Source organism: Pseudomonas sp. UYIF39 (assembly GCF_029963765.1).
Lineage (GTDB): Bacteria > Pseudomonadota > Gammaproteobacteria > Pseudomonadales > Pseudomonadaceae > Aquipseudomonas.
Window position 1 is genome coordinate 71,138 of the sequence record NZ_JALBYU010000021.1, and the last position, 23,119, is coordinate 94,256.

Annotated in this window: 21 protein-coding genes; 6 read left to right on the forward strand and 15 right to left on the reverse strand. The window is 61.2% G+C overall.

All coding sequences use genetic code 11. From position 1 onward, the window contains the following. Window positions 1-22: 22 nt before the first annotated feature. Complete coding sequence (locus tag MO767_RS23710) at window positions 23-1,402, forward strand: DUF2868 domain-containing protein (RefSeq protein ID WP_282482488.1); 1,380 nt, start codon at window positions 23-25, stop codon at window positions 1,400-1,402. After that, complete coding sequence (locus tag MO767_RS23715) at window positions 1,395-2,774, forward strand: GTPase/DUF3482 domain-containing protein (RefSeq protein WP_282482489.1); 1,380 nt, start codon at window positions 1,395-1,397, stop codon at window positions 2,772-2,774. Before MO767_RS23710 ends, MO767_RS23715 begins: the two co-directional genes overlap by 8 nt. A 31-nt stretch (window positions 2,775-2,805) precedes the next feature. On the opposite strand, the gene MO767_RS23720 is transcribed toward MO767_RS23715, so the two are convergent. The 7 genes from MO767_RS23720 to MO767_RS23750 form a co-directional block, all read right to left on the reverse strand. Then, window positions 2,806-3,363 carry a phosphonate degradation HD-domain oxygenase gene (locus tag MO767_RS23720; RefSeq protein ID WP_282482490.1) on the reverse strand — a complete coding sequence of 186 codons (558 nt, stop codon included), beginning with the start codon at window positions 3,361-3,363 and terminating at the stop codon, window positions 2,806-2,808. Then, window positions 3,363-4,496, reverse strand: coding sequence for a TIGR03364 family FAD-dependent oxidoreductase (locus tag MO767_RS23725; RefSeq protein ID WP_282482491.1), 1,134 nt, complete (start codon window positions 4,494-4,496; stop codon window positions 3,363-3,365). Before MO767_RS23725 ends, MO767_RS23720 begins: the two co-directional genes overlap by 1 nt. A 117-nt stretch (window positions 4,497-4,613) precedes the next feature. Beyond that, the gene (locus tag MO767_RS23730) at window positions 4,614-5,639 is read right to left on the reverse strand and encodes a putative 2-aminoethylphosphonate ABC transporter substrate-binding protein (protein WP_282482492.1); all 1,026 of its coding nucleotides are present in this window, start codon (window positions 5,637-5,639) and stop codon (window positions 4,614-4,616) included. Between the two features lie 36 nt (window positions 5,640-5,675). Then, window positions 5,676-7,400, reverse strand: coding sequence for a putative 2-aminoethylphosphonate ABC transporter permease subunit (locus MO767_RS23735; RefSeq protein ID WP_282482493.1), 1,725 nt, complete (start codon window positions 7,398-7,400; stop codon window positions 5,676-5,678). After that, window positions 7,400-8,476, reverse strand: coding sequence for a putative 2-aminoethylphosphonate ABC transporter ATP-binding protein (locus tag MO767_RS23740; RefSeq protein WP_282482494.1), 1,077 nt, complete (start codon window positions 8,474-8,476; stop codon window positions 7,400-7,402). Before MO767_RS23740 ends, MO767_RS23735 begins: the two co-directional genes overlap by 1 nt. Window positions 8,477-8,714: 238 nt before the next feature. Beyond that, the gene (locus tag MO767_RS23745; protein ID WP_282482495.1) at window positions 8,715-9,578 is read right to left on the reverse strand and encodes a LysR family transcriptional regulator; all 864 of its coding nucleotides are present in this window, start codon (window positions 9,576-9,578) and stop codon (window positions 8,715-8,717) included. A 16-nt stretch (window positions 9,579-9,594) separates the two neighbouring features. After that, window positions 9,595-11,892 (reverse strand): heavy metal translocating P-type ATPase, encoded by a 2,298-nt coding sequence (locus MO767_RS23750; protein ID WP_282482496.1) that lies wholly within the window; start codon window positions 11,890-11,892, stop codon window positions 9,595-9,597. Window positions 11,893-11,977: 85 nt separating this feature from the next. Here MO767_RS23750 and cadR point away from each other — a divergent pair, with 85 nt between their 5' ends. After that, on the forward strand, window positions 11,978-12,427 hold the full coding sequence (cadR, locus tag MO767_RS23755; RefSeq protein ID WP_282482497.1) for a Cd(II)/Pb(II)-responsive transcriptional regulator: 450 nt from the start codon (window positions 11,978-11,980) through the stop codon (window positions 12,425-12,427). 57 nt (window positions 12,428-12,484) lie between these two features. Here the strand turns inward: cadR and MO767_RS23760 are convergent, their stop codons facing one another. From MO767_RS23760 to MO767_RS23770, 3 genes are all read right to left on the reverse strand, one after another. Beyond that, window positions 12,485-13,456 (reverse strand): thymidylate synthase, encoded by a 972-nt coding sequence (locus tag MO767_RS23760; protein ID WP_033060541.1) that lies wholly within the window; start codon window positions 13,454-13,456, stop codon window positions 12,485-12,487. A gap of 48 nt (window positions 13,457-13,504) precedes the next feature. Next, the gene (gene lgt, locus MO767_RS23765) at window positions 13,505-14,311 is read right to left on the reverse strand and encodes a prolipoprotein diacylglyceryl transferase (RefSeq protein WP_111448409.1); all 807 of its coding nucleotides are present in this window, start codon (window positions 14,309-14,311) and stop codon (window positions 13,505-13,507) included. An 81-nt stretch (window positions 14,312-14,392) separates the two neighbouring features. After that, entirely contained in the window at window positions 14,393-15,175 is a 783-nt protein-coding gene (locus tag MO767_RS23770) for a sulfite exporter TauE/SafE family protein (protein ID WP_282482498.1), read from the reverse strand. A gap of 120 nt (window positions 15,176-15,295) precedes the next feature. Between MO767_RS23770 and MO767_RS23775 the strand changes: the two genes are divergently transcribed. After that, entirely contained in the window at window positions 15,296-16,042 is a 747-nt protein-coding gene (locus tag MO767_RS23775; RefSeq protein ID WP_282482499.1) for an NRDE family protein, read from the forward strand. Between the two features lie 113 nt (window positions 16,043-16,155). Here the strand turns inward: MO767_RS23775 and ptsP are convergent, their stop codons facing one another. Both ptsP and MO767_RS23785 read right to left on the reverse strand, forming a co-directional pair. After that, on the reverse strand, window positions 16,156-18,435 hold the full coding sequence (gene ptsP, locus MO767_RS23780) for a phosphoenolpyruvate--protein phosphotransferase (RefSeq protein WP_033060547.1): 2,280 nt from the start codon (window positions 18,433-18,435) through the stop codon (window positions 16,156-16,158). Between the two features lie 22 nt (window positions 18,436-18,457). Further along, a complete protein-coding gene (locus tag MO767_RS23785; protein ID WP_008150514.1) occupies window positions 18,458-18,937 on the reverse strand; it encodes an RNA pyrophosphohydrolase in 480 nt (159 codons plus the stop codon). Window positions 18,938-19,080: 143 nt separating this feature from the next. Here MO767_RS23785 and MO767_RS23790 point away from each other — a divergent pair, with 143 nt between their 5' ends. Then, complete coding sequence (locus MO767_RS23790; RefSeq protein WP_129440255.1) at window positions 19,081-19,737, forward strand: HAD family hydrolase; 657 nt, start codon at window positions 19,081-19,083, stop codon at window positions 19,735-19,737. A gap of 104 nt (window positions 19,738-19,841) precedes the next feature. Here MO767_RS23790 and MO767_RS23795 read toward each other — a convergent pair whose 3' ends face one another. Beyond that, window positions 19,842-20,267 carry a DUF2269 domain-containing protein gene (locus tag MO767_RS23795; protein WP_282482500.1) on the reverse strand — a complete coding sequence of 142 codons (426 nt, stop codon included), beginning with the start codon at window positions 20,265-20,267 and terminating at the stop codon, window positions 19,842-19,844. 39 nt (window positions 20,268-20,306) lie between these two features. After that, window positions 20,307-21,821, reverse strand: a complete 1,515-nt coding sequence (gene ilvA, locus MO767_RS23800) for a threonine ammonia-lyase, biosynthetic (RefSeq protein WP_282482501.1) — start codon at window positions 21,819-21,821, stop codon at window positions 20,307-20,309. A gap of 147 nt (window positions 21,822-21,968) precedes the next feature. Here ilvA and rpiA point away from each other — a divergent pair, with 147 nt between their 5' ends. Then, window positions 21,969-22,643 (forward strand): ribose-5-phosphate isomerase RpiA, encoded by a 675-nt coding sequence (gene rpiA / locus MO767_RS23805; RefSeq protein WP_134420752.1) that lies wholly within the window; start codon window positions 21,969-21,971, stop codon window positions 22,641-22,643. Between the two features lie 63 nt (window positions 22,644-22,706). On the opposite strand, the gene MO767_RS23810 is transcribed toward rpiA, so the two are convergent. Further along, window positions 22,707-23,060 (reverse strand): hypothetical protein, encoded by a 354-nt coding sequence (locus tag MO767_RS23810; RefSeq protein ID WP_282482502.1) that lies wholly within the window; start codon window positions 23,058-23,060, stop codon window positions 22,707-22,709. Window positions 23,061-23,119 lie beyond the last annotated feature (59 nt).

Below are 23,119 nucleotides of genomic sequence, written 5' to 3' on the forward strand. Positions count from 1 at the left end.
CAATTGAGCGACGGGATGGCGCGTGACTGAACTGACTCCACTGCAAAACCTCTGGCTGACCGAGACGGTGCGCCTGCGTGAAGAACACGCCGGCCCCCTGGATGATCTGGAAGCCAACCGACTGGCCCGCAGCGCGGGCGGTGATCTGCCGACACGCATTCAACGCCGCGCCCTGTGGCTGGCCGACCGCGATGGACTGACCAGCGCCCTCAAACATTGGCTGCAAGGTTCGCGACTGGCACTGTTGGTGCTGGCTGTTCTCGCCGTCGCCAGCGGCGCCGGCCTGGCGATTGCCGCGCTGGGCGACGGACAACCCCCGGTCAATGTGTTCTGGGCCTTGGGCAGTTTGCTCGGACTGAACCTGATTCTTTTGCTGAGCTGGGCGTTGGGCCTGGCCTTCGCTGGCGAACACGGGGCCACCCTCGGCCGCATATGGTTATGGCTCAGCGAAAAACTCGCTCGCGATGCCAAAGCGGCGCAACTGGCCCCGGCCCTGCTGCTCTTGCTGCAACGACAGAAACTCAATCGCTGGGCGGTCGGCGTACTGGTCAACGGCTTGTGGTTGCTGGCGATGCTCAGCGCGCTGGTGATGCTGTTGATGCTAATGGCGACCCGGCGTTACGGCTTCGTCTGGGAAACCACGCTCCTGGGCGGCGACACTTTCGTCGCCATGACCCAGGCCCTCGGTGCCCTGCCGGCCATGCTGGGCTTCAACGTTCCGACCGTGGAAATGATCCGCGCCAGCGGCGATGCCGCGCTGAACATCGAAAGCGCCCGTCAGGCCTGGGCAACATGGCTGGTCGGTGTGCTGGTGGTCTACGGTGTTTTGCCGCGATTGTTGCTGGCGCTGTTCTGCCTGTGGCGCTGGAAAACCGGCCAAGCGGCATTGCATCTGGATTTGAACCTGCCCGGCTACGCCCAGTTGCGCGAACGGCTGATGCCGACCAGTGAACGACTGGGCATCAGCGACGCGGCGCCAGAGCAACTGCATCATATTGAAAGCGGTGTCAGCGACCTGCCAAGCGATGGTGCGCTGTTGGTGGCCATCGAGCTGGACGATCAACGCCCGTGGCCGCCGCCACTGCCGAAAACCGTGAGCAACGCCGGCATTCTCGACAGCCGCGAATCGCGCAACAAACTCCTCGAACAGCTGAGCCGCTTCCCCCCGGCACGCTTGGCCATTGCCTGCGATCCGCGACGTTCGCCGGACCGCGGCAGTCTGGCATTGATCGCCGAACTGGCGCGCAGCGCCAGTGCCACCCGCGTCTGGTTGCTGCAAGCACCACCGGGCGAAGCGCTGGACGCCGAAAGGCTGGGTGACTGGCACGTGGCGCTGCAACAGATGGACCTGCCGTTCGCCGATTGCGTGCCGTTGAACTGGCTGGAGAGCGGCCATGACTAATCCATGGAAAGCGCCCTTGAAGCTCGCAGTAGTCGGCCACACCAACGTCGGCAAAACCTCATTGCTGCGCACCCTGACCCGTGATGTCGGTTTCGGTGAAGTCTCCCATCGCCCCAGCACCACCCGCCACGTCGAGGGCGCACGATTGTCGGTGGACGGCGAGCCGTTGCTCGATCTCTTCGACACGCCGGGCCTGGAAGACGCCATCGCCCTGCTCGACTACCTCGAACGTCTGGAACGCCCCGGCGAACGCCTGGACGGCCCGGCACGTCTGGCGCGATTCCTTGAAGGCAGCGAAGCCCGGCAGCGTTTCGAACAGGAAGCCAAGGTGCTGCGGCAACTGCTGACCTGCGACGCCGGTCTCTACGTGATCGACGCCCGGGAACCGGTGCTGGCCAAATACCGCGACGAACTGGAAGTGTTGGCCAGCTGCGGCAAACCGCTGCTGCCGGTGCTGAATTTCGTCAGCAGCGCCAATCACCGCGAGCCGGATTGGCGTGAAGCGTTGGCACGTCTGGGCTTGCATGCCTTGGTGCGTTTCGACAGCGTCGCACCGCCGGAGGATGGCGAACGTCGGTTGTATGAAAGCCTCGCACTGCTGCTGGAAAACGCCCGCCCGCAACTGGAACGCCTGATCGCCGATCAGCAAGCCCAACGTCTGGCCCGGCAACAGAGTGCGGCGCGGCTAATTGCCGAATTGTTGATCGACTGCGCCGCGTGCCGACGCAGCGTGGTCAGCAACGCCGAGCAGGAACAACAAGCCATCAGCGAATTGCGCAAAGCGGTTCGCCAACGGGAACAACGCTGTGTCGAAACGCTGCTCAAGCTCTACGCCTTCCGTCCACAGGACGCGGCCGCCAGTGACCTGCCTCTGCTCGATGGCCGCTGGGGTGACGACCTGTTCAACCCGGAAACCCTGAAACAGCTCGGCGTGCGAGTCGGTGGTGGCATCGCGGCCGGCGCGGCAGCCGGGGCCGGGGTCGACTTGCTGGTAGGCGGCCTGACCCTCGGCGCAGCGGCACTCGCCGGGGCGATCGCTGGCGGCGCCCTGCAAACCGCCCGCAGTTATGGCAGCCGGTTAATGGGCAAGATCAAAGGCCAGCGAGAGCTGACCGTCGATGACAGTGTGCTGCGGCTATTGGCGTTGCGTCAGCGGCAACTGCTGCACGCGCTCAATGCACGCGGGCATGCAGCGATGGACAGCATCGAAGTGGCCACGCCACAGGACAAGACCTGGCGCGAAGGCAAACTGCCCGAGGCACTAAACAAGGCGCGGGCGCATCCGCAGTGGTCGTCGCTTAATCCGCATCCGAAGTTGAGTCAGGCGGAAAGGCAGGAGCAGGTTGAGATACTGGCTGAGAAAGTGACTTGATCGGATCATTCCCACGTTCGCGTGGGAACGATCACGCAGCCAGCAGGCGCAACGCCTTTTCTTTCAAGAGACCAAGATCAATCACCGGCACCGCCATTTCCTTGGCCTGCTCATCCCACTGGCGCATCCGCAAACTGACCGCGCACAACGGATCCTGCTCGAAATCTTCAGCCTCTTTAGCGGTCATCACTGCGCCCTGATACTCCAGCGTCCGGCGGCTGGCTTCGCTCAAGCGCTCGAAGTACCCCGGTTCTTTGAGCGTCAGATAACGCTTGGCCTGAACGTGGTACTCCACAAGCCGCGCCATGCGCTCGCTGAAACCTGCGCGGCGTAAGTAATCCGCCCCCAAGCGTTCGTGACTGACCACACCGAAGCCACCCATGCTCTCGGCGCTCTCGGCGCAGATATGCCCGATGTCGTGGAAGAACGCGGTCAGCACCACTTCGTCATCGAAACCCTCGGCCATGGCCAGTTCGGCGGCCTGGGACATGTGCTCGATCTGCGACACCGGCTCGCCGATGTAATCGCTGTCGCCAAAGCGCTCGTACAGACCGAACACCTCGGCGATCACTTGCTCATTACGGTCCATCAAAGCTCTCCCAACAACGTCGCTACGTTACGTTCAGCCATCGCCGGCCCGACGCTCATGCCGACACCGGTGTGCATCAGTGCCACGCTCACACCCGGCATAGGACGCAGGAACGAGAACGGCCCCGGTCCACGAGAACCATAGACGCCCTGCCAGCGTTCGACCACTTGCACTTTACAGCCCAACGTCTGCTCGGCCAGCTCAATCATCCATTTGTCCACTTGCTCGGCATTGAACGGCGATGGATCGCTGCCGTAGTGGTGGGAGTCGCCGATGATCAATTCACCATAAGGTGTCGGGCTGATCAGCAGGTGAATGCCGTTTTCATGCAGATGCGGTTCCTCTCGCAAGATTTGCGCTTGCACCGCCGCCGCTTCCGGCAGATCGGCAAAAGCGCCGTAGTGCACGCAGCTCAAACCGGTGAGCAGCGCGTGTTGCAAGTTGAGGTTGACCTGCGGTCGGGCGCGGAGCATTTGCAAGCGGCAGATTTGCGGGTTGAGCGCGGCGATTGGCTCGGCCAGCAAGGTCTGATAATCGTGGCCGGAACAGACGATGATCTGCTCGGCGCTGAAGGATCCGGCAGTGCTGTGCAAGCGGCCGGGCTCGATGTCGCGGACCAACGTGGAGAAGTGGAACTCGACGCCGAGTTCGCGGCGCAGATAGTCGATCAGCGCTGGAATGGCTTCACGGGAATACAGTTGTTGATCGTCCATGCCGTGTAACGCGGCGCGGTGATGGCGGAACTGTCCGCCGTATAGATCGCGCAATGCAGCGCCGCGCAGCAGATCGACACGGTAACCGTGTTCCACGGCGCGGCCGGCGCAGAAGGCTTCCAGCAGGTGTTCTTCAGCGTCGGTGCGAGCGAACAGGTACGAGCCATTGCGCTTGAGTTGCAGGCCGGCGAGTTGTGCCCATTGGCCCCAGATCTCGCGGCTGGCCTTGGCCAGTTCGAGCATCGGGCCCGGTGGTTGGCCAGTGACGAGGGCCTGGCCGAAGTTGCGCACCGAGGCGCCCAAAGGCGTTTCGCTGCGCTCGAAAACCATGACCTTGAGACCGCGCTTGGCGGCGGCGTAGGCGTGGGACAGGCCTAAAATGCCAGCGCCGACGATCAGCATGTCGTTGTGGTGTGTCATGGGGTTTTGTCCTGAACTCAGGACCGCTATCGCGAGCAAGCTCGCTCCCACAGGGGAATGCATTCCAAAGTGGGAGAGAGCCTGCTCGCGAAGGGGCCCTGTCAGCCGATGAAGATCTTACTTGGCAGCCACTTTCTCGGACTTGCCGTCATAGCGCTTGCGCCATTCGGTCAGGATTTCGTCACGATTCTTCGAAGCCCAGGCAAAGTCGTTCTTGATCAAACGCTGCTCATAATCCGCCGGCAACTCGGTCTGCGGCTTGGCAATACCTGGTTGCGCGAGCACCGCGAAGTTCTCTTTATAAAGTTCCATCGCTGCCGGGCTCGCAGAGAAGTCAGCCAGTTTCTTCGCAGCCTCTTCGTGCGGTGTGCCCTTGATCACGGCGGTGGCTTCGATCTCCCAGCCCAGGCCTTCTTTCGGCAGGATGATGTCCAGCGGCGCGCCTTGGCGCTTCAGTTGAACGGCCGGGTATTCAAAGGAAATGCCGATCGGGAATTCACCCGAAGCCGCCAGCTTGCAAGGCTTGGAACCGGAGTGAACGTACTGGCCGATGTTCTGGTGCAGCCCATCCATGTAGGCCCAGCCCTGCTTCTCGCCGAAGGTTTGCAGCCAGGCGCTGACGTCGAGGAAACCGGTGCCGGACGAGGCCGGGTTGGGCATGACGATCTTGCCTTTGTACTCAGGCTTGGTCAGGTCCTGCCAGCTCACGGGTTTGCTCAGGCCCTGCTTTTCGGCTTCGACAGTGTTGAAGCAAATGGTCGCAGCCCAGACGTCCATGCCGACCCAGGCCGGCGGGTTGGCGGCGTCGCGGTAGTTGCCGCCGATCTTGCCCAGGTCCTTCGGCGCGTAACTTTGCAGCATGCCTTGCTGGTCGAGGATCGCCAGGCTCGAAGCGGCCAGGCCCCACACCGCATCAGCCTGCGGGCGGGCTTTTTCGGCCAGCAGTTTGGCGGTGATGATGCCGGTGGAGTCGCGCACCCACTTGATCTCGACGTCCGGGTTGGCCTTTTCGAAGGCTTCTTTGTAGGTTTTCAGTTGTTCGGCTTCGAGGGCGGTGTACACCGTCAACTCGGTTTTCGCCGCGAAGGCGTTCAGGCTGAAAGCGGTGAGGACAGCAGCGGCCAGGGCCAGGGGCTTGAACATGATCTTTTCCTGTTTGAGTTGAGGGGTTGAAGCGAATCAATGGCCTGGCGCGGTCTGCCGCCAGGCCTGGGAGCGGCGCAACAAACCGCGCGTGGCCCAGGCCAGCAACAGGGACACGCCCGCCGAGGTGAACAGAATCAAAGTCGACATCGCCGCCGCGCCGCCGACGTTGCCGGCGTCATCCATGTTCAGTACCGCCACCGCCGCGAGGATGGTGTCGGGGCTGTAGAGGAAGATCGCCGCCGAGACAGTGGTCATGGCCGAGACGAACAGGTAACGCACGATGTCCAGCAGCGCCGGTAGGCAGATCGGCACGGTGACGCGCAGGTAATGCCGATACAGCGGTGCCTTGAGCGACAGAGCGGCGGCTTCGAACTCGGCGTCGAGTTGGCGCAGCGCCGTGGTCGCGGTCATTTGCGCGGTGGTCAAATAGTGAGCAATGGTGCACACCACCAGCAGGGTCATGGTCCCGTAGAGCACATGCAGCGGGTTGCCGCTGAGGTTGAAGAAAAAGACGTAACCCAGGCCCAGCACCAGACCCGGCACCGCCATCGGTACGAAACTGAGCATGCGCAGTGTCAGATTCAGCCCGCGCTGGCCCTTGGTTTTTTCCATCAGATAAGCGCCGGTGAAGATCAGCACGCTACCGATCAACGCCGTGCACAGCGCCATCTTCACGCTGTTGCCGTAGGCCAGCCAGCCACCGCCCGCCGTGTCGTTGAACTGGTAATGGTTGAGCGACAGCGACAGGTTGTACGGCCAGAATTTCACCAGTGACGAATACACCGCCATGCCGAACACCAGCAGCAACACCGCGCAGATCAGCAGCACGATGGCCAGGTACCAGCCGTCCCGCAGTTTCGACGGCGCCGGTTGAAAGACCTGTGCCCGACCGCTCATGGAGTCGCCGTGACGCCGACGCAGCCAGGCGTCGACACCGAAGCTGAACAGCGCTGGCAGCAGCAGGACCATGCCGATCAACGCGCCGCGACCGAATTGTTGTTGGCCGACCACGGCTTTGTAGGCTTCCAGCGCCAGCACCTGATAATCACCACCTACCACGACGGGCACGCCGAAGTCGGTGATGGTCAGGGTGAAAACCAGACAGAACGCCGCGAACACAGCCTGACGGGTCGCTGGCCAGGTGATGCTTCGGAAAGCTTTCGTCGGACTGGCGCCCATGCTGGAGGCGGCATCGAACAGCCGCGCATCCGCCAGGGACAGCGCCGACAGCAGAATCATCAACGCGTGTGGGAAGGTGTAGATGACCTCGCCCAGAACAATGCCCCAGAAACCGTAGATATTGTCCGAGAGCAAACCGCGCAACATGCCCTGGTTGCCGAACAGATAAACCAGCGCAATACCCGGCAACATCGACGGCGCCATCAGCGGCAACAGCGACATCCCACGCCAGATGCCTTTGCCCGGTATCAATGTGCGTTGCAGCGCGTAGGCAAACAGATACGCCAGCGGTACGACAATCGCCGCCACGCTGAGGGAAACTTTCAGGCTATTGCCGAGCAACCAGTGGAAGTTCGCGCTGGTCACCAATTCACGGGCGGCCACCAGACCGCCGCCCTGCCCGGCTTCGGAGCTGAACCCGCGCCAGAAGATCGCCAGCAACGGCATCAGTACCGCAACGCCGAGCAACACCAACAACAGGGCCTTGCCCCCGACCACGAACACCCGGTCGCCAATCTCGGCACGGGAGGTCTGCCGAACCTGCTTGTGCGGTATCGGCAGCGCGAGGTTCGCGCTCATCAGGCAAACACCTGCAGGCTGCGCGGTGGCAAGGCGACCATGATCTGCTGCGCGCCGAGGCGCGGCATGGCTTCTGGCGCCAGTTCCGCCAGGAGCGCATGACCCGGTAGTTGATCGAGTTCGAAGCTCATGCGGCAGCGGTTGCCGAGGAAGGTAATCTCGCGAACCTTGGCTGGAAACAGGTTTTCTTCATGTACGGGCGGGTTGACGCTGATCGCTTCGGGGCGGCAGAACAAACGACCCGAGGCGGCGTTGCCAGAATCTGCGGCCAGGCGCATGTTCATCCCACCGACCTGGGCGTGGCTGTCGCTGCTGCGCTGAAATGGCAGCCAGTTGCCCTGGCCGACGAACTCCGCCACAAACGGTGTGGCCGGGCGGTCGTAGATTTCCCGCGGCGTGGCGTATTGCTCGACCTTGCCGTTGTTCATCACGGCGATGCGGTCGGCCATCAGCATGGCCTCGTCCTGGTTATGGGTGACCATTAGGGTGGTGATGCCGAGATTGCGCTGCAGTTGGCGCAGTTCGGTGCACAGATGCTCGCGAACCCGGGCGTCGAGGGCCGACATCGGTTCGTCCAGCAGCAGCAACGAAGGTGCCGGCGCCAGGGCCCGGGCCAGTGCGACTCGCTGCTGTTGGCCGCCGGACAATTGGCCGGGGTACTTTTTCTCACTGCCGATCAGGCCGACCAGCTCCAGCATCTGACCGACGCGCTGGCGCACTTCATCGCGACCACTGCCGGCGAGGCCGTAGGCAATGTTCGCTTCGACGGTGAGATTGGGGAACAGCGCGTAGGACTGAAACAGAATGCCGTAGTCCCGAGCCTGGGGCGCCAGGTGGGAAACGTCGCGATCACCGAGGTACAACTCGCCGCTGTCCTGTTTCTCCAGGCCGGCGATGCAGCGCAGCAAAGTGGTTTTGCCACAGCCGGACGGACCGAGCAGACACACCAGCTCACCGGCCGCCACGTCGAGAGAGACGTTATCCAGCGCGGTGAAGGCGCCAAAGCGTTTCTGCACACCGCGCACCTTCATCGGGGCGCCGGGGTTGGTCAGGGCAGTTGCGATCGAGTGGTTCATGGACAGACCTCATCAAGCAGATGAGAGCCATCCTAGATTTGTAATGCGTCCGACATGTGGCAGTGAGGCAAAAACGGCTGATAGTGGTATTCAAGGATTTTGGTTGCCCGGACTGACGTCATCGTCGGAACGCCGCCCGGAGCAAGCTCGCTCCCACAGGGGAACGCATTTCAATGTGGGAGCGAGCTTGCTCCGGGCGGCGATCCGACGATGAGGCCAGAACAGGCAATAGAGATTTTCAGGCCGGGGCCATTTCCTGCGCCAACCCCAGAAACGCCGCTGGTAGTCGTGCGCCTTTTCGCTCTTTGAGGCAGTACAAATACTCGGGAATCTGCGGTGCATTCTCGATGGTCAGCACGCGCAGTTGCGGATCATGCGGCACTTCCTGCCGGGCAATGATGCTGATGCCGATGTTGCGCAACACCGCCTCACGGATCGACTCACGGCTGCCAATCTCCAGCAGCGGCCCGAAACTCACCCCGGCGCTGGCCAGCAATTCCTCGGTCAGACGTCGAGTGGTCGAGCCCGACTCACGCATCAATAGCGTATGCCCGGCCAACGCACTCAGCGGCACATGGTCGTGGACCGCCAGTGGATGATTGCGGTGCACCGCCAGCACCAGCGGATCACTGCCGAGCACGCGGCGAATCAGCCGTGCATCGTCGAGCAACTGCGACGACGCCGCGACATCGACCCGGTAGTCCTCCAGCGCTTCCAGCACCTGCTGGGAGTTGCCGATTTCCACCGACACTTCCACTTGCGGCAAGCGCTCGCGGAAGGTCTTCACCAAATCGAGGATGTAGTACGGCGCCGTCGCAGCGATGCGCAATGTGCCCTGGACCTGGCCGCTGTTGCGCAAGAAAAACTCGATGTCGGCTTCCTGCTGCAACAGCGCCTTGACCATCGGCAGCAACCGCGCGCCTTCATCGCTGATGCTGAGGCGGCGGCCACCCCGGTAGAACAATTCAACCGAGTACTGACTTTCCAGATTGCGAATCTGCGTGGTCACCGTGGGTTGGCTCAGTCCGAGTTTTTTCGCCGCCAGGGTAATGCTGCCCAGGCGGGCAACCATATAAAACGCCTTCAGCTCGGCACTCAGCACACCCCTTCCTCATCGTCTATTTGCGCAACAGGCGCAAACCGTTAAACACCACCAACAGGCTCACGCCCATGTCGGCGAACACCGCCATCCACATGGTGGCGATCCCGGCGAAGGTTACCCCAAGAAAGATCGCTTTGATGACCAATGCCAAGGCAATGTTCTGTTTGAGGATGTTTGAGGTTTGCCGTGACAGCCGGATGAAGGTCGGGATCTTGCGCAGATCGTCGTCCATCAGGGCGACATCGGCGGTCTCGATGGCAGTATCGGTGCCCGCCGCCGCCATGGCAAAACCGATCTCGGCTCGCGCCAACGCCGGAGCGTCGTTGATGCCGTCGCCGACCATGCCGACGTTATGGCCCTGTGCGTAAAGGGCTTCGATGACTTGCAGCTTGTCGGTCGGCAGCAGATCACCCTTGGCCTCGTCGATGCCAACTTGCGCGGCAATCGCCTGAGCGGTGTGGACGTTGTCGCCTGTCAGCATCAGGGTTTTGATGCCCAGGTCGTGCAGTTGCTGGATCGCCTCGCGGCTGGACTCTTTCACGGTGTCGGCCACGGCGAACAGTGCCAGCGGGCCGGATGTGTCGAGCAGCAGCACCACGGACTTGCCCTGTTTCTCCAGCGCAAACAGCTTTTCCTCCAGTGCAGGCGAGCACAGGTTCAGTTCTTCCACTAAACGGTGATTACCCAAGTGGTACACCTGACCATTGATCTCGCCGCGCACACCGCGACCGGCCAGGGCTTCGAAGTTATCCACAACCAACGGCGCGAATTGTTTATCCACAGCGGCGTTGGCGATGGCCAGCGACACCGGATGATCGGAACGACCGGCCAGCGCCGCCGCAATGGCTGGCGCGGTTTGGTCAGTGCTCGGATCCAGGGACAGGTAATCGGTCTGCACCGGTTTGCCGTGAGTGATGGTGCCAGTCTTGTCCAAGGCCAGATAACTGAGCTTGTGCCCGCTCTCCAGATAGACGCCGCCCTTGACCAGAATCCCTTTGCGCGCCGCTGCCGCAAGGCCGCTGACGATGGTCACCGGAGTGGAAATCACCAGCGCACATGGGCAGGCGACCACCAGCAACACCAGCGCCCGGTAGATCCAGTCGAACCACACCGCGCCCATGAACAGCGGCGGAATCACCGCCACCGCCAGCGCAAAGATGAACACGGCCGGGGTGTAGATTTTCGAGAATTGATCGACGAAACGCTGGGTCGGCGCCCGCGCACCTTGGGCCTGCTCGACGGCGTGGATGATCCGCGCCAGGGTCGAGTTGTTGGCCGCAGCGGTCACGCTGTATTCCAGCGAGCCGGCCTGGTTGATGGTGCCGGCGAAGACTTTATCGCCCACAGTCTTCTCAATCGGCAGGCTTTCGCCGGTGATCGGCGCCTGATCGATGGTTGAACTGCCCGCCACCACTTCACCATCCAGACCAATCCGCTCGCCGGGACGCACCCGCACTCGCGCGCCGAGTTCGATGGTTTTGACGTCTTGCTCGACCCAACTGCCATCGGCTTGCTGCACCGTGGCCTGTTCCGGGGTCATCTGCATCAGGCCGCCAATGGCGTTGCGCGCCCGGTCCAGCGACTTGGCTTCGATCAACTCGGCCACGGTAAACAGGAACATCACCATCGCCGCTTCCGGCCACTGACCGATCAGGATCGCGCCAGTCACCGCGATGCTCATCAGCGCGTTGATGTTCAGGTTGAGGTTCTTGAGCGCAATCCAGCCTTTCTTGTAAGTGGTGAGGCCGCCACTGAGGATTGAAATCAGCGCGATGATTGCCACCACCCAAGTCGGTGCGGCGTTGGTGAAGTGGATCACTTCTGCAGCCAGCGCGCCCACGCCGGACAGCGCCAGGGGCCACCAGTGCTTTTTCTCGGGGATTGGCGCTGGCGCTTCGGTGCCCTGCTCCAGCGGTTCGGCCACCATGCCCAGCGACTTGATCGCCGCGATAATCGGCGCAGTGCTCGGCAGGTCGTGGGTCACGCCCAGTACCCGGTTGATCAGGTTGAATTCCAGTTGCTGCACACCCGATAGCTTACCCAGTTTGTTCTGGATCAGCGTCTGCTCGGTCGGGCAATCCATGGCTTCGATGCGGAAACTGCTCAGACGTGCGCCGTCGGTCGGCTTGTCGCTCAACTTGATCAGCGAAGGAGCCGCCACTTTGGACGAACAGCAGGAATCCCCGTGCCCGCCATGGTCGTGCTTCTGTACAGGCTGCAGCTTGTGGCTGTGATCGTGATCGTGATCGTGATCGTGATCGTGATCGTGATCGTGCCCATCTTCGGGCTTGTGGATGTGAAGGGAATCGCTCATTGGGTCGCGTCCGGAAAGGTGCCTGTTGCCAAGTAAAGACCCTGTAGCCACTATAGGGTCAAGCACCCATCTGGAGATTGCCGTCATGAAGATCGGAGAACTGGCCAAACTCACCGACTGCGCCGTGGAAACCATCCGCTACTACGAGCGCGAAAACCTGCTGCCGGAGCCAGCCCGCAGCGACGGCAACTACCGCGTCTACACCCAGGCCCACGCCGAGCGCCTGACCTTCATCCGCAACTGCCGCACCCTCGACATGACGCTGGAAGAAATCCGCAGCCTGCTGGCCCTGCGCGACAGTCCGCAGGATCAGTGCGAAAGCGTGAATGCGTTGATCGACGAACACATTCATCACGTCAAAGCGCGGATCGATGGGTTGATGGCGTTACAGACACAACTGCTCGACCTTCGCCAACGCTGTGGCGAAGGGCCGGAAATTGATCAATGCGGGATTTTGCAGCGGCTTGAAGTGAGCGGCGGGGTTGTGGCGACAGAGGTTGAGCATTCCCATGTTGGCCGCAGTCACGGCCACTAAAAACACCTCATACCCCCTGTGGGAGCGAGCTTGCTCCCACAGGTCAGCGGTAGTTCTTCAGACCGCCATCGGCGCGGTCATCGGCGCGTGGTGCTCGTAACCTTCCAGCGAAAAATCGCTCGGCTCGATCAACTCCAGCCACTCAGGCTGATAAACACCGGTCTTGGCAAACTCCGGCACACGGTCGCTGATCACCAGTTTCGGCATCGGGAACGGCTCGCGCTTGAGCTGTTCATTGAGCATGTCCAAATGGTTTTCGTAGACGTGGGCGTCGCCGATGAAATAGGTGAACCAGCGCGGCGTGTAGCCGGTCAGGCGACCGATCAGGCTCAGCAGCGCGGCGCCTTCGGTGAGGTTGAACGGCGTGCCCAGGCCCAAATCATTGGAGCGGATGTACAGAGTCAAAGAAATCTCTTTGGTCTCGACGTTCGGGTGGAACTGGTACAGCAAGTGGCACGGCGGCAGGGCCATTTCATCGAGCTGGGCGACGTTCCAGCCGTGGAACAGGATGCGGCGGCTGCCCGGGTCCTTGATGATGGTGTCGACGCATTGGCGGATCTGGTCGATCGCCTTGTACAGCACCACATAGGCTTGACCGTCTTCTTCGCCTTCAGCGATTTGGCGGTAGCCCTGGCTCAGGGTTTGTTCGATGGCCGCCTGGTTACTGACCGGGATCTGCTTGTACGCCGGCCATTTGCGCCATTGCACGCCGTAGATCTCGCCAAGGTCGTCTTCGCCCTGACGGAACGGGTTGGCCAGCCACTGGGCGTTTTCGTTGGCGTTCTGATCCCAGACCTTGCAGCCCAAGGCACGGAACTCGGCGGCGTTGTTCACCCCGCGCAGAAAACCACACATCTCGCCGATGGCTGATTTGAAGGCCATCTTGCGCGTGGTGATCGCCGGGAAACCTTCCTTCAGGTCATAACGCAGCATCGCGCCAGGGAAGCTGATGGTGTTCACGCCAGTGCGGTTGGCCTGTTTGGTGCCGTTCTTGATGACGTGGGCCACCAGTTCGAGATATTGCTTCATGAGTTACCTGTGTCCTTGAACCCGGGACCGTCGCCCCGGGGTTCGAATTTATACGGCCGCCGCTGGAGCCGCCGGTGCACGGTGATACGCCAGCCAGATCAGGTACAGACCGCCGACGATCATCGGTACGCAAAGTACCTGACCCATAGTCAGCCAGTTCCAGGCCAGATAGCCCAGTTGCGCGTCCGGTACGCGGACGAATTCGACGATGAAACGGAAGATGCCATAGAACAGCGCGAACATCCCGGACACCGCCATGGTCGGCCGCGGCTTGCGCGAGAACAACCAGAGAATGGCGAACAGCGCCACGCCTTCAAGCGCGAACTGGTACAGCTGCGACGGGTGACGCGCCAGTTGCGCCGGATCGGTCGGGAAGACCATCGCCCACGGCACATCGGTGGCCTTGCCCCACAACTCGGCGTTGATGAAGTTGCCGATCCGTCCGGCGCCCAGACCGATCGGCACCATCGGTGCGACGAAGTCCATCAGCTGGAAGAACGACTTGCCGTTCTTTTTACCGAACCACAACGCGGCCAGCATCACGCCGATGAACCCGCCGTGGAACGACATGCCACCCTTCCACACTTCAAAGATCAACAGCGGGTTGGCGATATAAGCACTCAGATCGTAGAACAGCACATAGCCCAGCCGGCCACCGACGATGACCCCCATCGACATCCAGAACACCATGTCGGAGAGTTTCTCTTTACTCCAGGTGGGGTCGAAGCGGTTCAACCGGCGCGACGCCAGCAGCCAGGCGCCGCCGATGCCGATCAGGTACATCAAGCCGTACCAGTGGATTTTCAGCGGACCGATGGCCAATGCCACCGGGTCGATCTGCGGGTAAGGCAGCATTGCGACTCCTTGTTAGAGTTGAAACTTTCAAAATTCCCGGGCGACGCTGTCACGCCAGGATTAAGTCAGGATTTCGGGGCGTCAGAGCAAAAAGTTCAGGCCCACGCAGAACAGCAAAGCGGCGAACAGTCTTTTCAGCAACTTCGGCGACAGGCTGTGAGCCAGTCGTGCGCCGAGCCGGGCGAAGAACATGCTGGTCAGGGCGATCCCCAGCAACGCCGGCAAATAAACAAAACCGAGACTATGGGCCGGCAGCAACGGATCGTGCCAGCCCAGAATCATGAAAAATAATGCACTGGACAAGGCAATCGGCAAGCCGCAGGCGGATGAAGTCGCCACCGCTTGCTGCATCGGCACGCTGCGCCAGGTCAGGAACGGCACCGTCAGTGAGCCGCCGCCAATCCCGAAAATCGCCGAAGCCCAGCCAATCACACTGCCCGCCACGGTCAGACCGACTTTACCCGGCACCGTTCGACTGGCCTTGGGTTTGAAATCCAGTGCCAGTTGCGCAGCGATGACCAGCGCAAAGACGCCAATGATTTTCTGCAGGTTGGGCCCGGAGATCGCTTCAGCCGTCAGCGCGCCGAAACCGGCACCGATGAGAATACCGAGGGTCATCCAGACAAAAATCGGCCAACGCACAGCACCGCGACGGTGATGTTCGCGGATCGCATTGACCGAGGTAAATATGATTGTCGCAAGGGACGTGCCGATCGCCAGGTGCGTGAGGATCGAAGGATCGAACCCTTGCAGCTTGAAACTGTAAACCAGCACCGGAACGATAATGATCCCGCCGCCGACCCCGAACAGCCCGGCCAGCACACCTGCACAGGCGCCGAGCGCCAGATAGAGCAGAAATTCCATGCGCATCCCCAAATGAGAGCGGCATGGTAACGGATGCATGGCCTTAAGCTCCACTGGATGGCGATGGATACCCACACGATGACTGAGTAGAGTGGGCAGAAAACACACAAGGACTGCCTTATGTGCCTGATTGTTTTCGCTTGGCGACCGGGTCACGCCCAGCCGCTGATCGTGGCGGCCAACCGCGACGAGTTCTATGCCCGGCCCAGCCTGCCGCTGGCGCAATGGCCCGAAGCACCGCACGTGCATGCCGGTCGCGATCTGGAGGCCGGAGGCACCTGGCTCGGTGTTGGCGCCCATGGACGCTTCGCTGCGTTGACCAATATTCGCGATCCGCACCAGCCGCCCGCTCGCAAGTCGCGAGGCGAGTTGGTGGCGCGATTTCTTAGCGGGGATTTGCCAATAGATGACTATTTGAGCGACGTTGTTGCACGTTCGCTGGAATATGCCGGGTTTAACCTGCTGATCGGCAATGCCAACGAACTGTGGCACTTCAATGCCCGGGAGACTGAGGCCGTGATGCTGCCACCGGGGGTTTATGGGTTGTCGAACGCGGGGCTGGATACGCCGTGGCCGAAACTGCTCAAGGCGCGGGAAGCGCTGGAGGAAGTGCTGGAAGATCCGCAACCCCAGGCTTTATTGGCGTTGCTGAATGATCCGCAGACGGCGCCATTTGCCGAACTGCCGGATACCGGGGTCGGGTTGGCCACCGAGACGTTGCTGTCGAGTGTGTTTATTGCCAGTCCGACTTATGGGACGCGGGCGAGTACGGCGTTGATTGTTCAGGCGGATGGGACGCGGTGGATGGTTGAGCGGAGTTTTGGGCCGTATGGCGGGCATTTGGGGGAAGTGGAGATCAGGGTTTAGATTGGTGTTGTCAGGGCTGGCCCCATCGCGAGCAAGCTCGCTCCCACAGGGGATTTGCGTCGATCACAAATCCAATGTGGGAGCGAGCTTGCTCGCGATGGGGCCATCAGCGTTTAGAGGGTTTTAGCCGAAGCCGGATTAATCATCCGCGCCAACCCAAGGTTCTTCAGCGCCAATTGCAGCGAGCTGTGGATAACTTGCGGGTTGTCGATGGTCATCAGCTCGGCGAGCAATTCCTTGGCCTTGCTCAGGTTGATCTGACGCAACATCCACTTCACTTTCGGCAAGTTGGTGGCGTTCATTGACAGGCTGTCGAAGCCCATCGCCATCAACAGCACCGCCGCCGCCGGATCGCCGGCCATCTCACCGCAGATGCTCACTGGCTTGCCTTCGGCATGAGCGTCACGCACGACGCTCTGAAGGGCTTGCAGCACCGCTGGGTGCAGGTAATCGTAGAGGTCGGCTACACGCGGGTTGTTTCGGTCCACCGCCAACAGGTACTGGGTCAGGTCGTTGGAGCCGACCGACAGGAAGTCCACTTGCCGCGCCAGTTCCTTGGTCTGATAAACCGCCGCCGGAATTTCGATCATCACGCCGATCGGCGGCATAGGCACGTCACAGCCTTCGTCGCGGACTTCGCCCCAGGCCCGGTGAATCAGGTGCAGGGCTTCTTCCAGTTCGTGAGTGCCGGAGATCATCGGCAGCAGGATCCGCAGGTTGTTCAAGCCTTCGCTGGCCTTGAGCATGGCGCGTGTCTGCACCAGGAAGATTTCCGGGTGGTCGAGCGTGACGCGAATGCCGCGCCAGCCGAGGAACGGGTTGTCTTCCTTGATCGGGAAGTACGACAGCGACTTGTCGCCGCCGATGTCAAGGCTGCGCATGGTCACCGGTTGCGGGTGGAACGCGGCGAGTTGCTCGCGATAGATTGCCAGCTGCTCTTTTTCACTCGGGAAGCGCTGGTTGATCATGAACGGCACTTCGGTGCGGTACAGGCCGACGCCTTCAGCACCACGCTTCTGCGCCCGCGCCACATCCGCCAACAGGCCGGTGTTGACCCACAGCGGCATGCGATGGCCATCGAGAGTCACGCACGGCAAGTCCCGCAGCGCATCCAGCCCGAGGGCCAGTTGCTTCTCTTCCTCGACCACTTCGGCGAACTGCTTGCGCAGCACTTCGCTGGGGTTGGTGTAGACCTCGCCGTGGTAGCCGTCGACGATCATCTGGATGCCGTCGACTTTGGAATACGGCAGATCGACCAGGCCCATCACCGTCGGGATACCCATGGCGCGTGCCAGGATCGCCACGTGGGAGTTGCCGGAACCGAGTACCGACACCAGACCGACCAGCTTGCCTTCCGGCACCTCGCCGAGCATCGCCGGCGTCAGTTCTTCGCTGATCAGAATGGTGTTGTCGGGGTAGACCAGGGTCTGTTGACGCTCTTCCTGCAAGTAAGCCAGCAAGCGGCGACCAAGGTCTTTGACGTCGGAGGCGCGCTCACGCAGGTAGGCGTCGTCCATCAATTCGAAACGGTTGACGTGTTCGGTGACCACCTGACGCAACGCGCCCTGGGCCCACTGGCCGGTCTTGATCACGGTGGTGATTTCGCTGCCGAGCGAGGCATCGTCGAGCATCATCAAATAGACATCGAACAGCGCGCGCTCTTCCGGGCGCAACTGGTTCGCCAGCTTGGCGGACAAGGCACGCATGTCGGCGCGCACGCCTTCGATGGCGGTCTTGAACAGCCCGAGTTCGGCGGCGATGTCGGTGATGGTCTTGTCGGGCACCACGTCCAGATCGGCCGGCGGCAGCATGACCACCGCGGTACCGACCGCCGCACCCGGCGAACCCGGTACGCCGATGAACTTGGCTTCCTGGATGCCCTTGCCCTGACGGCCCAGCCCACGGATCGAACCGGTGGCTTCGGCGTGGGCGATAACGCCGGCAAGCTGCGCGCTCATGGTCACGAGGAAGGCTTCTTCACCTTCGTCGAACTGGCGGCGTTCTTTTTGCTGAATGACCAACACGCCGACGACGCGGCGGTGGTGAATGATCGGCGCCCCGAGGAATGAGGCGTAGCGCTCTTCACCGGTCTCGGCGAAGTAGCGGTAGCGCGGGTGATCCGCGGCGTTTTCGAGGTTCAGGGGTTCTTCACGCGTGCCGACCAGGCCAACCAGACCTTCGTTGGGTGCCATGCTGACTTTGCCGATCGAGCGCTTGTTCAAGCCCTCGGTGGCCATCAGCACGAAGCGGTTGGTCTCAGGGTCAAGCAGGTAGACCGAGCAGACCTGGCTGCCCATGGCCTCTTTGACGCGCAACACAATAATCCCCAACGCCGCCTTGAGATCCTTGGCGGAGTTAACTTCCTGGACGATCTTGCGCAGCGTATTGAGCATGGCTCGGGGTCGAACTCCGTCGTCAGTCGCGCGATAAAAGGCGCGGGGCAAGCTCTTTGAGAGCGCGTCGATACACTTCGCGCTTGAATGTCACCACCTGGCCCAACGGATACCAATAGCTGACCCAGCGCCAGCCATCGAATTCCGGTTTACCGGTCAAATCCATCCGCACCCGCTGCTCGTTGGAGACCAGGCGCAGGAGAAACCATTTCTGTTTCTGGCCGATGCACAGCGGTTGGCTGTGCGTGCGGACCAGACGTTGCGGCAAACGATAGCGCAACCAGCCCCGGGTGCAGGCGAGAATTTCAACATCTTCGCGCTCAAGACCCACTTCTTCGTTCAACTCGCGGTACAAGGCGTCTTCCGGCGTCTCCTGGGGGTTGATCCCGCCCTGTGGAAACTGCCAGGCATCTTGATTGATACGGCGAGCCCATAGCACCTGTCCGGCATCATTCGTGAGAATGATCCCGACATTGGGGCGGAAACCATCGGGGTCGATCACGGCAACAACCTCGCAAACGCATGTCGCCGCATTGTTCCACAAAGGTTGTGATAGCAGCAACGAGCCGGCCTACCTTATGTGCACTCTTGTGAAAAGTCCGTATTCTGGACGCCTTTCTACAGACTTTTCAGCGAGTAACTGCAATGCGGCTGGCTTTATTCGACTTGGACAACACGCTCTTGGGCGGTGACAGTGACCACGCCTGGGGCGATTACCTGTGCGAGCGCGGCTTTCTCGACGCCGTCGCCTACAAGGCGCGCAACGATGAGTTCTATCAGGATTACCTGGCCGGCAAACTGGATAACGATGCCTACCTGAACTTCTGCCTGGAAGTGCTCGGCCGCACCGAGATGGCCACGCTGGATCAATGGCATCTGGATTACATGCGCGATTGCATTGAGCCGATTGTATTGCCCAAGGGTCTCGAACTGCTGGCCAAGCACCGCGAGGCGGGTGACAAGTTGGTGATCATCACCGCGACCAACCGTTTTGTTACCGGGCCGATTGCCCAGCGACTGGGCGTCGAAACCCTGATCGCCACGGAATGTGAAATGGTTGATGGCCGCTACACCGGGCGCAGCACCGACGTCCCGTGCTTCCGGGAAGGCAAGGTGACGCGGTTGAATCGCTGGCTGGAAGAAACCGGGTATTCGTTGGAGGACAGCTATTTCTACAGCGACTCGATGAATGATTTTCCGTTGCTGGAGCAGGTGACGCATCCGATCGCTGTCGATCCGGACCCTAACTTGCGTGCTGAAGCCGAGAAGCGTGGTTGGCCGGTAATTACTCTGCGCGGCTGATACCGCCATCGCGAGCAAGCTCGCTCCCACAGGGGATTTGAGTCGTTCAAACATCCAATGTGGGAGCGAGCGTGCTCGCGATGGGGTCGACTCAGTCCCAAGCCTTAAACCGGCTTCGCGCCCATCAGCCCTGCAATCGCGATAAAACAAGCAAAGCTGAACAGTGCGAGGGCGAAGGTGAACTTGCCGTTGCCTCCCGGAACAGTGCGCAGCTTGTTTAGCCGCACCAGCAACCAGAACCAGCCCAACGCCGCGACGGTGTAAAGCACACTGGAAGCCAACAACCAGATCTGCCCCAGCGGCCAGCCCACCAGATGTACCATCCACCAGCCGGTAAACGGCATGCTCAGCAGCGCCAGCCCCATCACCAGCCAGATAAACACCCGCGGCCGTTGCAAAGTACGCGCGTGAGCCGTCGCGTCTCCGTTGCGACGCGTACGCCAGACCCAAATCGCCAGACCCAGCGCGCTGACCAGCAGCAACACCGTCGCCACCATATGAGCGACTTTCAGGGCGGTTAACGTTTCCATTGTTCGATTTCCTTATGGCCTGGCCATCAGCGTAGCCGCTCAGCCGAGAAACAGCTGATAGGCCGGGTTGTCGCTTTCGTCCCAGTACGGGTAGCCGATTTCTTCCAGCGCTGCGGGCACCAGATGGCGTTCATCGTGAGGCACTTGCAGGCCCGCGACCACACGACCATCCGCCGCGCCATGGTTGCGGTAGTGGAACATCGAGATGTTCCAGCGCCCGCCGAGCTTGTTGAGGAAGTTGAACAGCGCACCTGGACGCTCCGGAAATTCAAAGCGCAGCACCACTTCATCGACCACATGAACAGCACGCCCGCCGACCATATGACGGATGTGCAACTTGGCCAACTCGTTGTCGGTCAGGTCGAGCACCGGAAAACCCTGCTCGGTCAGGCTGGCAAGCAGCGCACTGCGCGGATCGTTTTCCGGATGCGTCTGCACGCCAACAAAGATGTGCGCCTCGCTGCCGGTGTTGTAGCGATAGTTGAATTCGGTGATCTGACGCTTGCCGATGGCTTCACAGAACGCCTTGAAGCTGCCCGGCTTCTCGGGAATCGTCACGGCGATGATCGCTTCGCGGCCCTCACCCAGTTCAGCACGCTCGGCGACGTGGCGCAGACGGTCGAAGTTGACGTTGGCGCCAGAGTCGATGGCCACGAAGGTGTGACCGGTGACGCCGCGTTGCTCGACGTATTTCTTGATCCCGGCCACGCCCAATGCGCCGGCAGGTTCAGTGATCGAGCGGGTATCGTCGTAGATGTCCTTGATCGCCGCGCAGATTTCATCGGTGCTGACGGTGATCACTTCATCGACATAATCTTTGCAGATATCGAAGGTGTGCTGACCAATCTGCGCCACAGCAACGCCATCGGCGAAGAGGCCCACGGTCGGCAGGATCACGCGCTCGCCAGCGGCCATGGCCGCTTGCAGGCAGTTGGAATCGTCTGGCTCGACGCCGATGATTTTGATTTCAGGCCGCAGGTACTTCACGTACGCCGCGATCCCGGCGATCAGCCCGCCACCGCCCACCGGGACGAAGATCGCGTCCAGACGGCCAGGGTGCTGGCGCAGAATCTCCATCGCCACCGTGCCCTGTCCGGCAATGGTATGGGGATCGTCGTAAGGGTGAATGTAGACGTAGCCTTTTTCGTCGACCAGTTTCAGCGAGTAGGCCAGGGCTTCGGGGAACGAATCCCCGTGCAGCACCACTTTGCCGCCACGCGAACGCACGCCTTCGACTTTGATTTCCGGGGTGGTCTTGGGCATCACGATGGTCGCTTTCACGCCCAACACTTTCGCCGCCAGGGCCAGGCCTTGCGCGTGGTTGCCCGCCGAAGCGGTGACCACGCCGCGAGCGCGCTCTTCATCGGAAAGCTGCGTAAGCTTGTTGTAGGCGCCGCGAATCTTGAACGAGAACACCGGCTGCAAGTCTTCGCGCTTGAGCAAAATACTGTTGCCCAGCCGCTCGGAGAGCTGGCGGGCAGTCTGCAATGGGGTTTCTACGGCAACGTCATAAACGCGCGAGGTGAGGATCTTTTTGACGTACTGTTCAAGCATCGGAAAGCATCACTGAGCGGGTTGGGCAGGGCCAACGAGTCTAACCCGGCTTTTGCCTGAGCGACCACACGAATCAAGAGGTTTTAACCCGGCATGGGGCTATAATGCCGGCCTTTCCGTTCTTCCCTTGCCCGCTTCGGAGCCCGCATGACCCAGGATCAACTCAAACAGGCAGTGGCTCAGGCCGCCGTCGACTTCATCCTCCCGAAACTCGACGACAAGAGCATCGTCGGCGTCGGCACCGGCTCCACCGCCAACTGCTTCATCGATGCACTGGCCAAACACAAAGGCGCGTTCGACGGCGCAGTCGCCAGTTCCGAAGCCACCGCTGCCCGCCTCAAGGGCCACGGCATTCCGGTGTATGAGCTGAACACCGTCAGCGACCTGGAGTTCTACGTCGACGGCGCCGATGAAAGCGACGAGCACCTGAACCTGATCAAGGGCGGCGGCGCAGCCCTGACCCGCGAGAAGATTGTGGCGGCTGTGGCCAAGACCTTCATCTGCATCGCCGACGCCAGCAAACTGGTGCCGGTGCTCGGTGCGTTCCCGTTGCCGGTGGAAGTGATCCCGATGGCCCGCAGCCACGTGGCCCGCGAGCTGGTAAAACTCGGTGGCGACCCGGTCTACCGCGAAGGCGTGCTGACCGACAACGGCAACATCATCCTCGACGTGTTCAACATGCAGATCACCAACCCGGTGGAGCTGGAGACGCAGATCAATGCCATCGTCGGCGTGGTCACCAACGGTTTGTTCGCGGCACGTCCAGCGGATTTGCTGCTGCTGGGCACCAGCGAAGGCGTGAAAACCCTGCGCGCCAAATAATCCCGATACGACGTAAAACCTGTGGGAGCGAGCCTGCTCGCGATGAGGCCGGTCAAGGCACCCTCAAATCTCGCTTATATAGGTGCCAGTCACCTTGAGGATATTTTGCAAGGTTTCCTCGACCTCAGCCAGATCGCCAGCATCCGTACTGTGAATGATTTCCAGCGAATCATCACCATTCAGCGCATCCGCATCCGCCGCCGCGATTTCAATCAGCAGGCGGGTAGGGCTGAGGGTGACTTTCACGCCGTCCAGCGTCGAAGGCTCGCCGTCGAGGGTGATGTCCAGCGCGTCCTCGTCCGGGTAGCGGGTCATCAGGAACATATCGCCCTGATCGCTGTGGCAGCAGAGCATGGCCATGTTGTCTTCTTCGTCGTCGCACGGGTTGACGATCAAGAGGGCGGTGGTCATTTGCATGGGGAATTCCTGGCTCGACGAGCGTTGTGAAGACGAACAAAGGGCGATTCTGCCAGCCC

Bases quoted from the DNA above. Each gene is read 5' to 3' on its own strand.
- MO767_RS23760 (WP_033060541.1), bottom strand. From the start codon at position 13,456: ATGAAGCAATATCTCGAACTGGTGGCCCACGTCATCAAGAACGGCACC.
- MO767_RS23775 (WP_282482499.1), top strand. From the start codon at position 15,296: ATGTGCCTGATTGTTTTCGCTTGGCGACCGGGTCACGCCCAGCCGCTG.
- cadR (WP_282482497.1), top strand. From the start codon at position 11,978: ATGAAGATCGGAGAACTGGCCAAACTCACCGACTGCGCCGTGGAAACC.
- MO767_RS23795 (WP_282482500.1), bottom strand. From the start codon at position 20,267: ATGGAAACGTTAACCGCCCTGAAAGTCGCTCATATGGTGGCGACGGTG.
- MO767_RS23810 (WP_282482502.1), bottom strand. From the start codon at position 23,060: ATGCAAATGACCACCGCCCTCTTGATCGTCAACCCGTGCGACGACGAA.
- MO767_RS23750 (WP_282482496.1), bottom strand. From the start codon at position 11,892: ATGAGCGATTCCCTTCACATCCACAAGCCCGAAGATGGGCACGATCAC.
- MO767_RS23730 (WP_282482492.1), bottom strand. From the start codon at position 5,639: ATGTTCAAGCCCCTGGCCCTGGCCGCTGCTGTCCTCACCGCTTTCAGC.
- MO767_RS23725 (WP_282482491.1), bottom strand. From the start codon at position 4,496: ATGACACACCACAACGACATGCTGATCGTCGGCGCTGGCATTTTAGGC.
- MO767_RS23720 (WP_282482490.1), bottom strand. From the start codon at position 3,363: ATGGACCGTAATGAGCAAGTGATCGCCGAGGTGTTCGGTCTGTACGAG.
- MO767_RS23790 (WP_129440255.1), top strand. From the start codon at position 19,081: ATGCGGCTGGCTTTATTCGACTTGGACAACACGCTCTTGGGCGGTGAC.
- ptsP (WP_033060547.1), bottom strand. From the start codon at position 18,435: ATGCTCAATACGCTGCGCAAGATCGTCCAGGAAGTTAACTCCGCCAAG.
- MO767_RS23740 (WP_282482494.1), bottom strand. From the start codon at position 8,476: ATGAACCACTCGATCGCAACTGCCCTGACCAACCCCGGCGCCCCGATG.
- lgt (WP_111448409.1), bottom strand. From the start codon at position 14,311: ATGCTGCCTTACCCGCAGATCGACCCGGTGGCATTGGCCATCGGTCCG.
- MO767_RS23770 (WP_282482498.1), bottom strand. From the start codon at position 15,175: ATGGAATTTCTGCTCTATCTGGCGCTCGGCGCCTGTGCAGGTGTGCTG.
- rpiA (WP_134420752.1), top strand. From the start codon at position 21,969: ATGACCCAGGATCAACTCAAACAGGCAGTGGCTCAGGCCGCCGTCGAC.
- MO767_RS23715 (WP_282482489.1), top strand. From the start codon at position 1,395: ATGACTAATCCATGGAAAGCGCCCTTGAAGCTCGCAGTAGTCGGCCAC.
- MO767_RS23735 (WP_282482493.1), bottom strand. From the start codon at position 7,400: ATGAGCGCGAACCTCGCGCTGCCGATACCGCACAAGCAGGTTCGGCAG.
- ilvA (WP_282482501.1), bottom strand. From the start codon at position 21,821: ATGCTTGAACAGTACGTCAAAAAGATCCTCACCTCGCGCGTTTATGAC.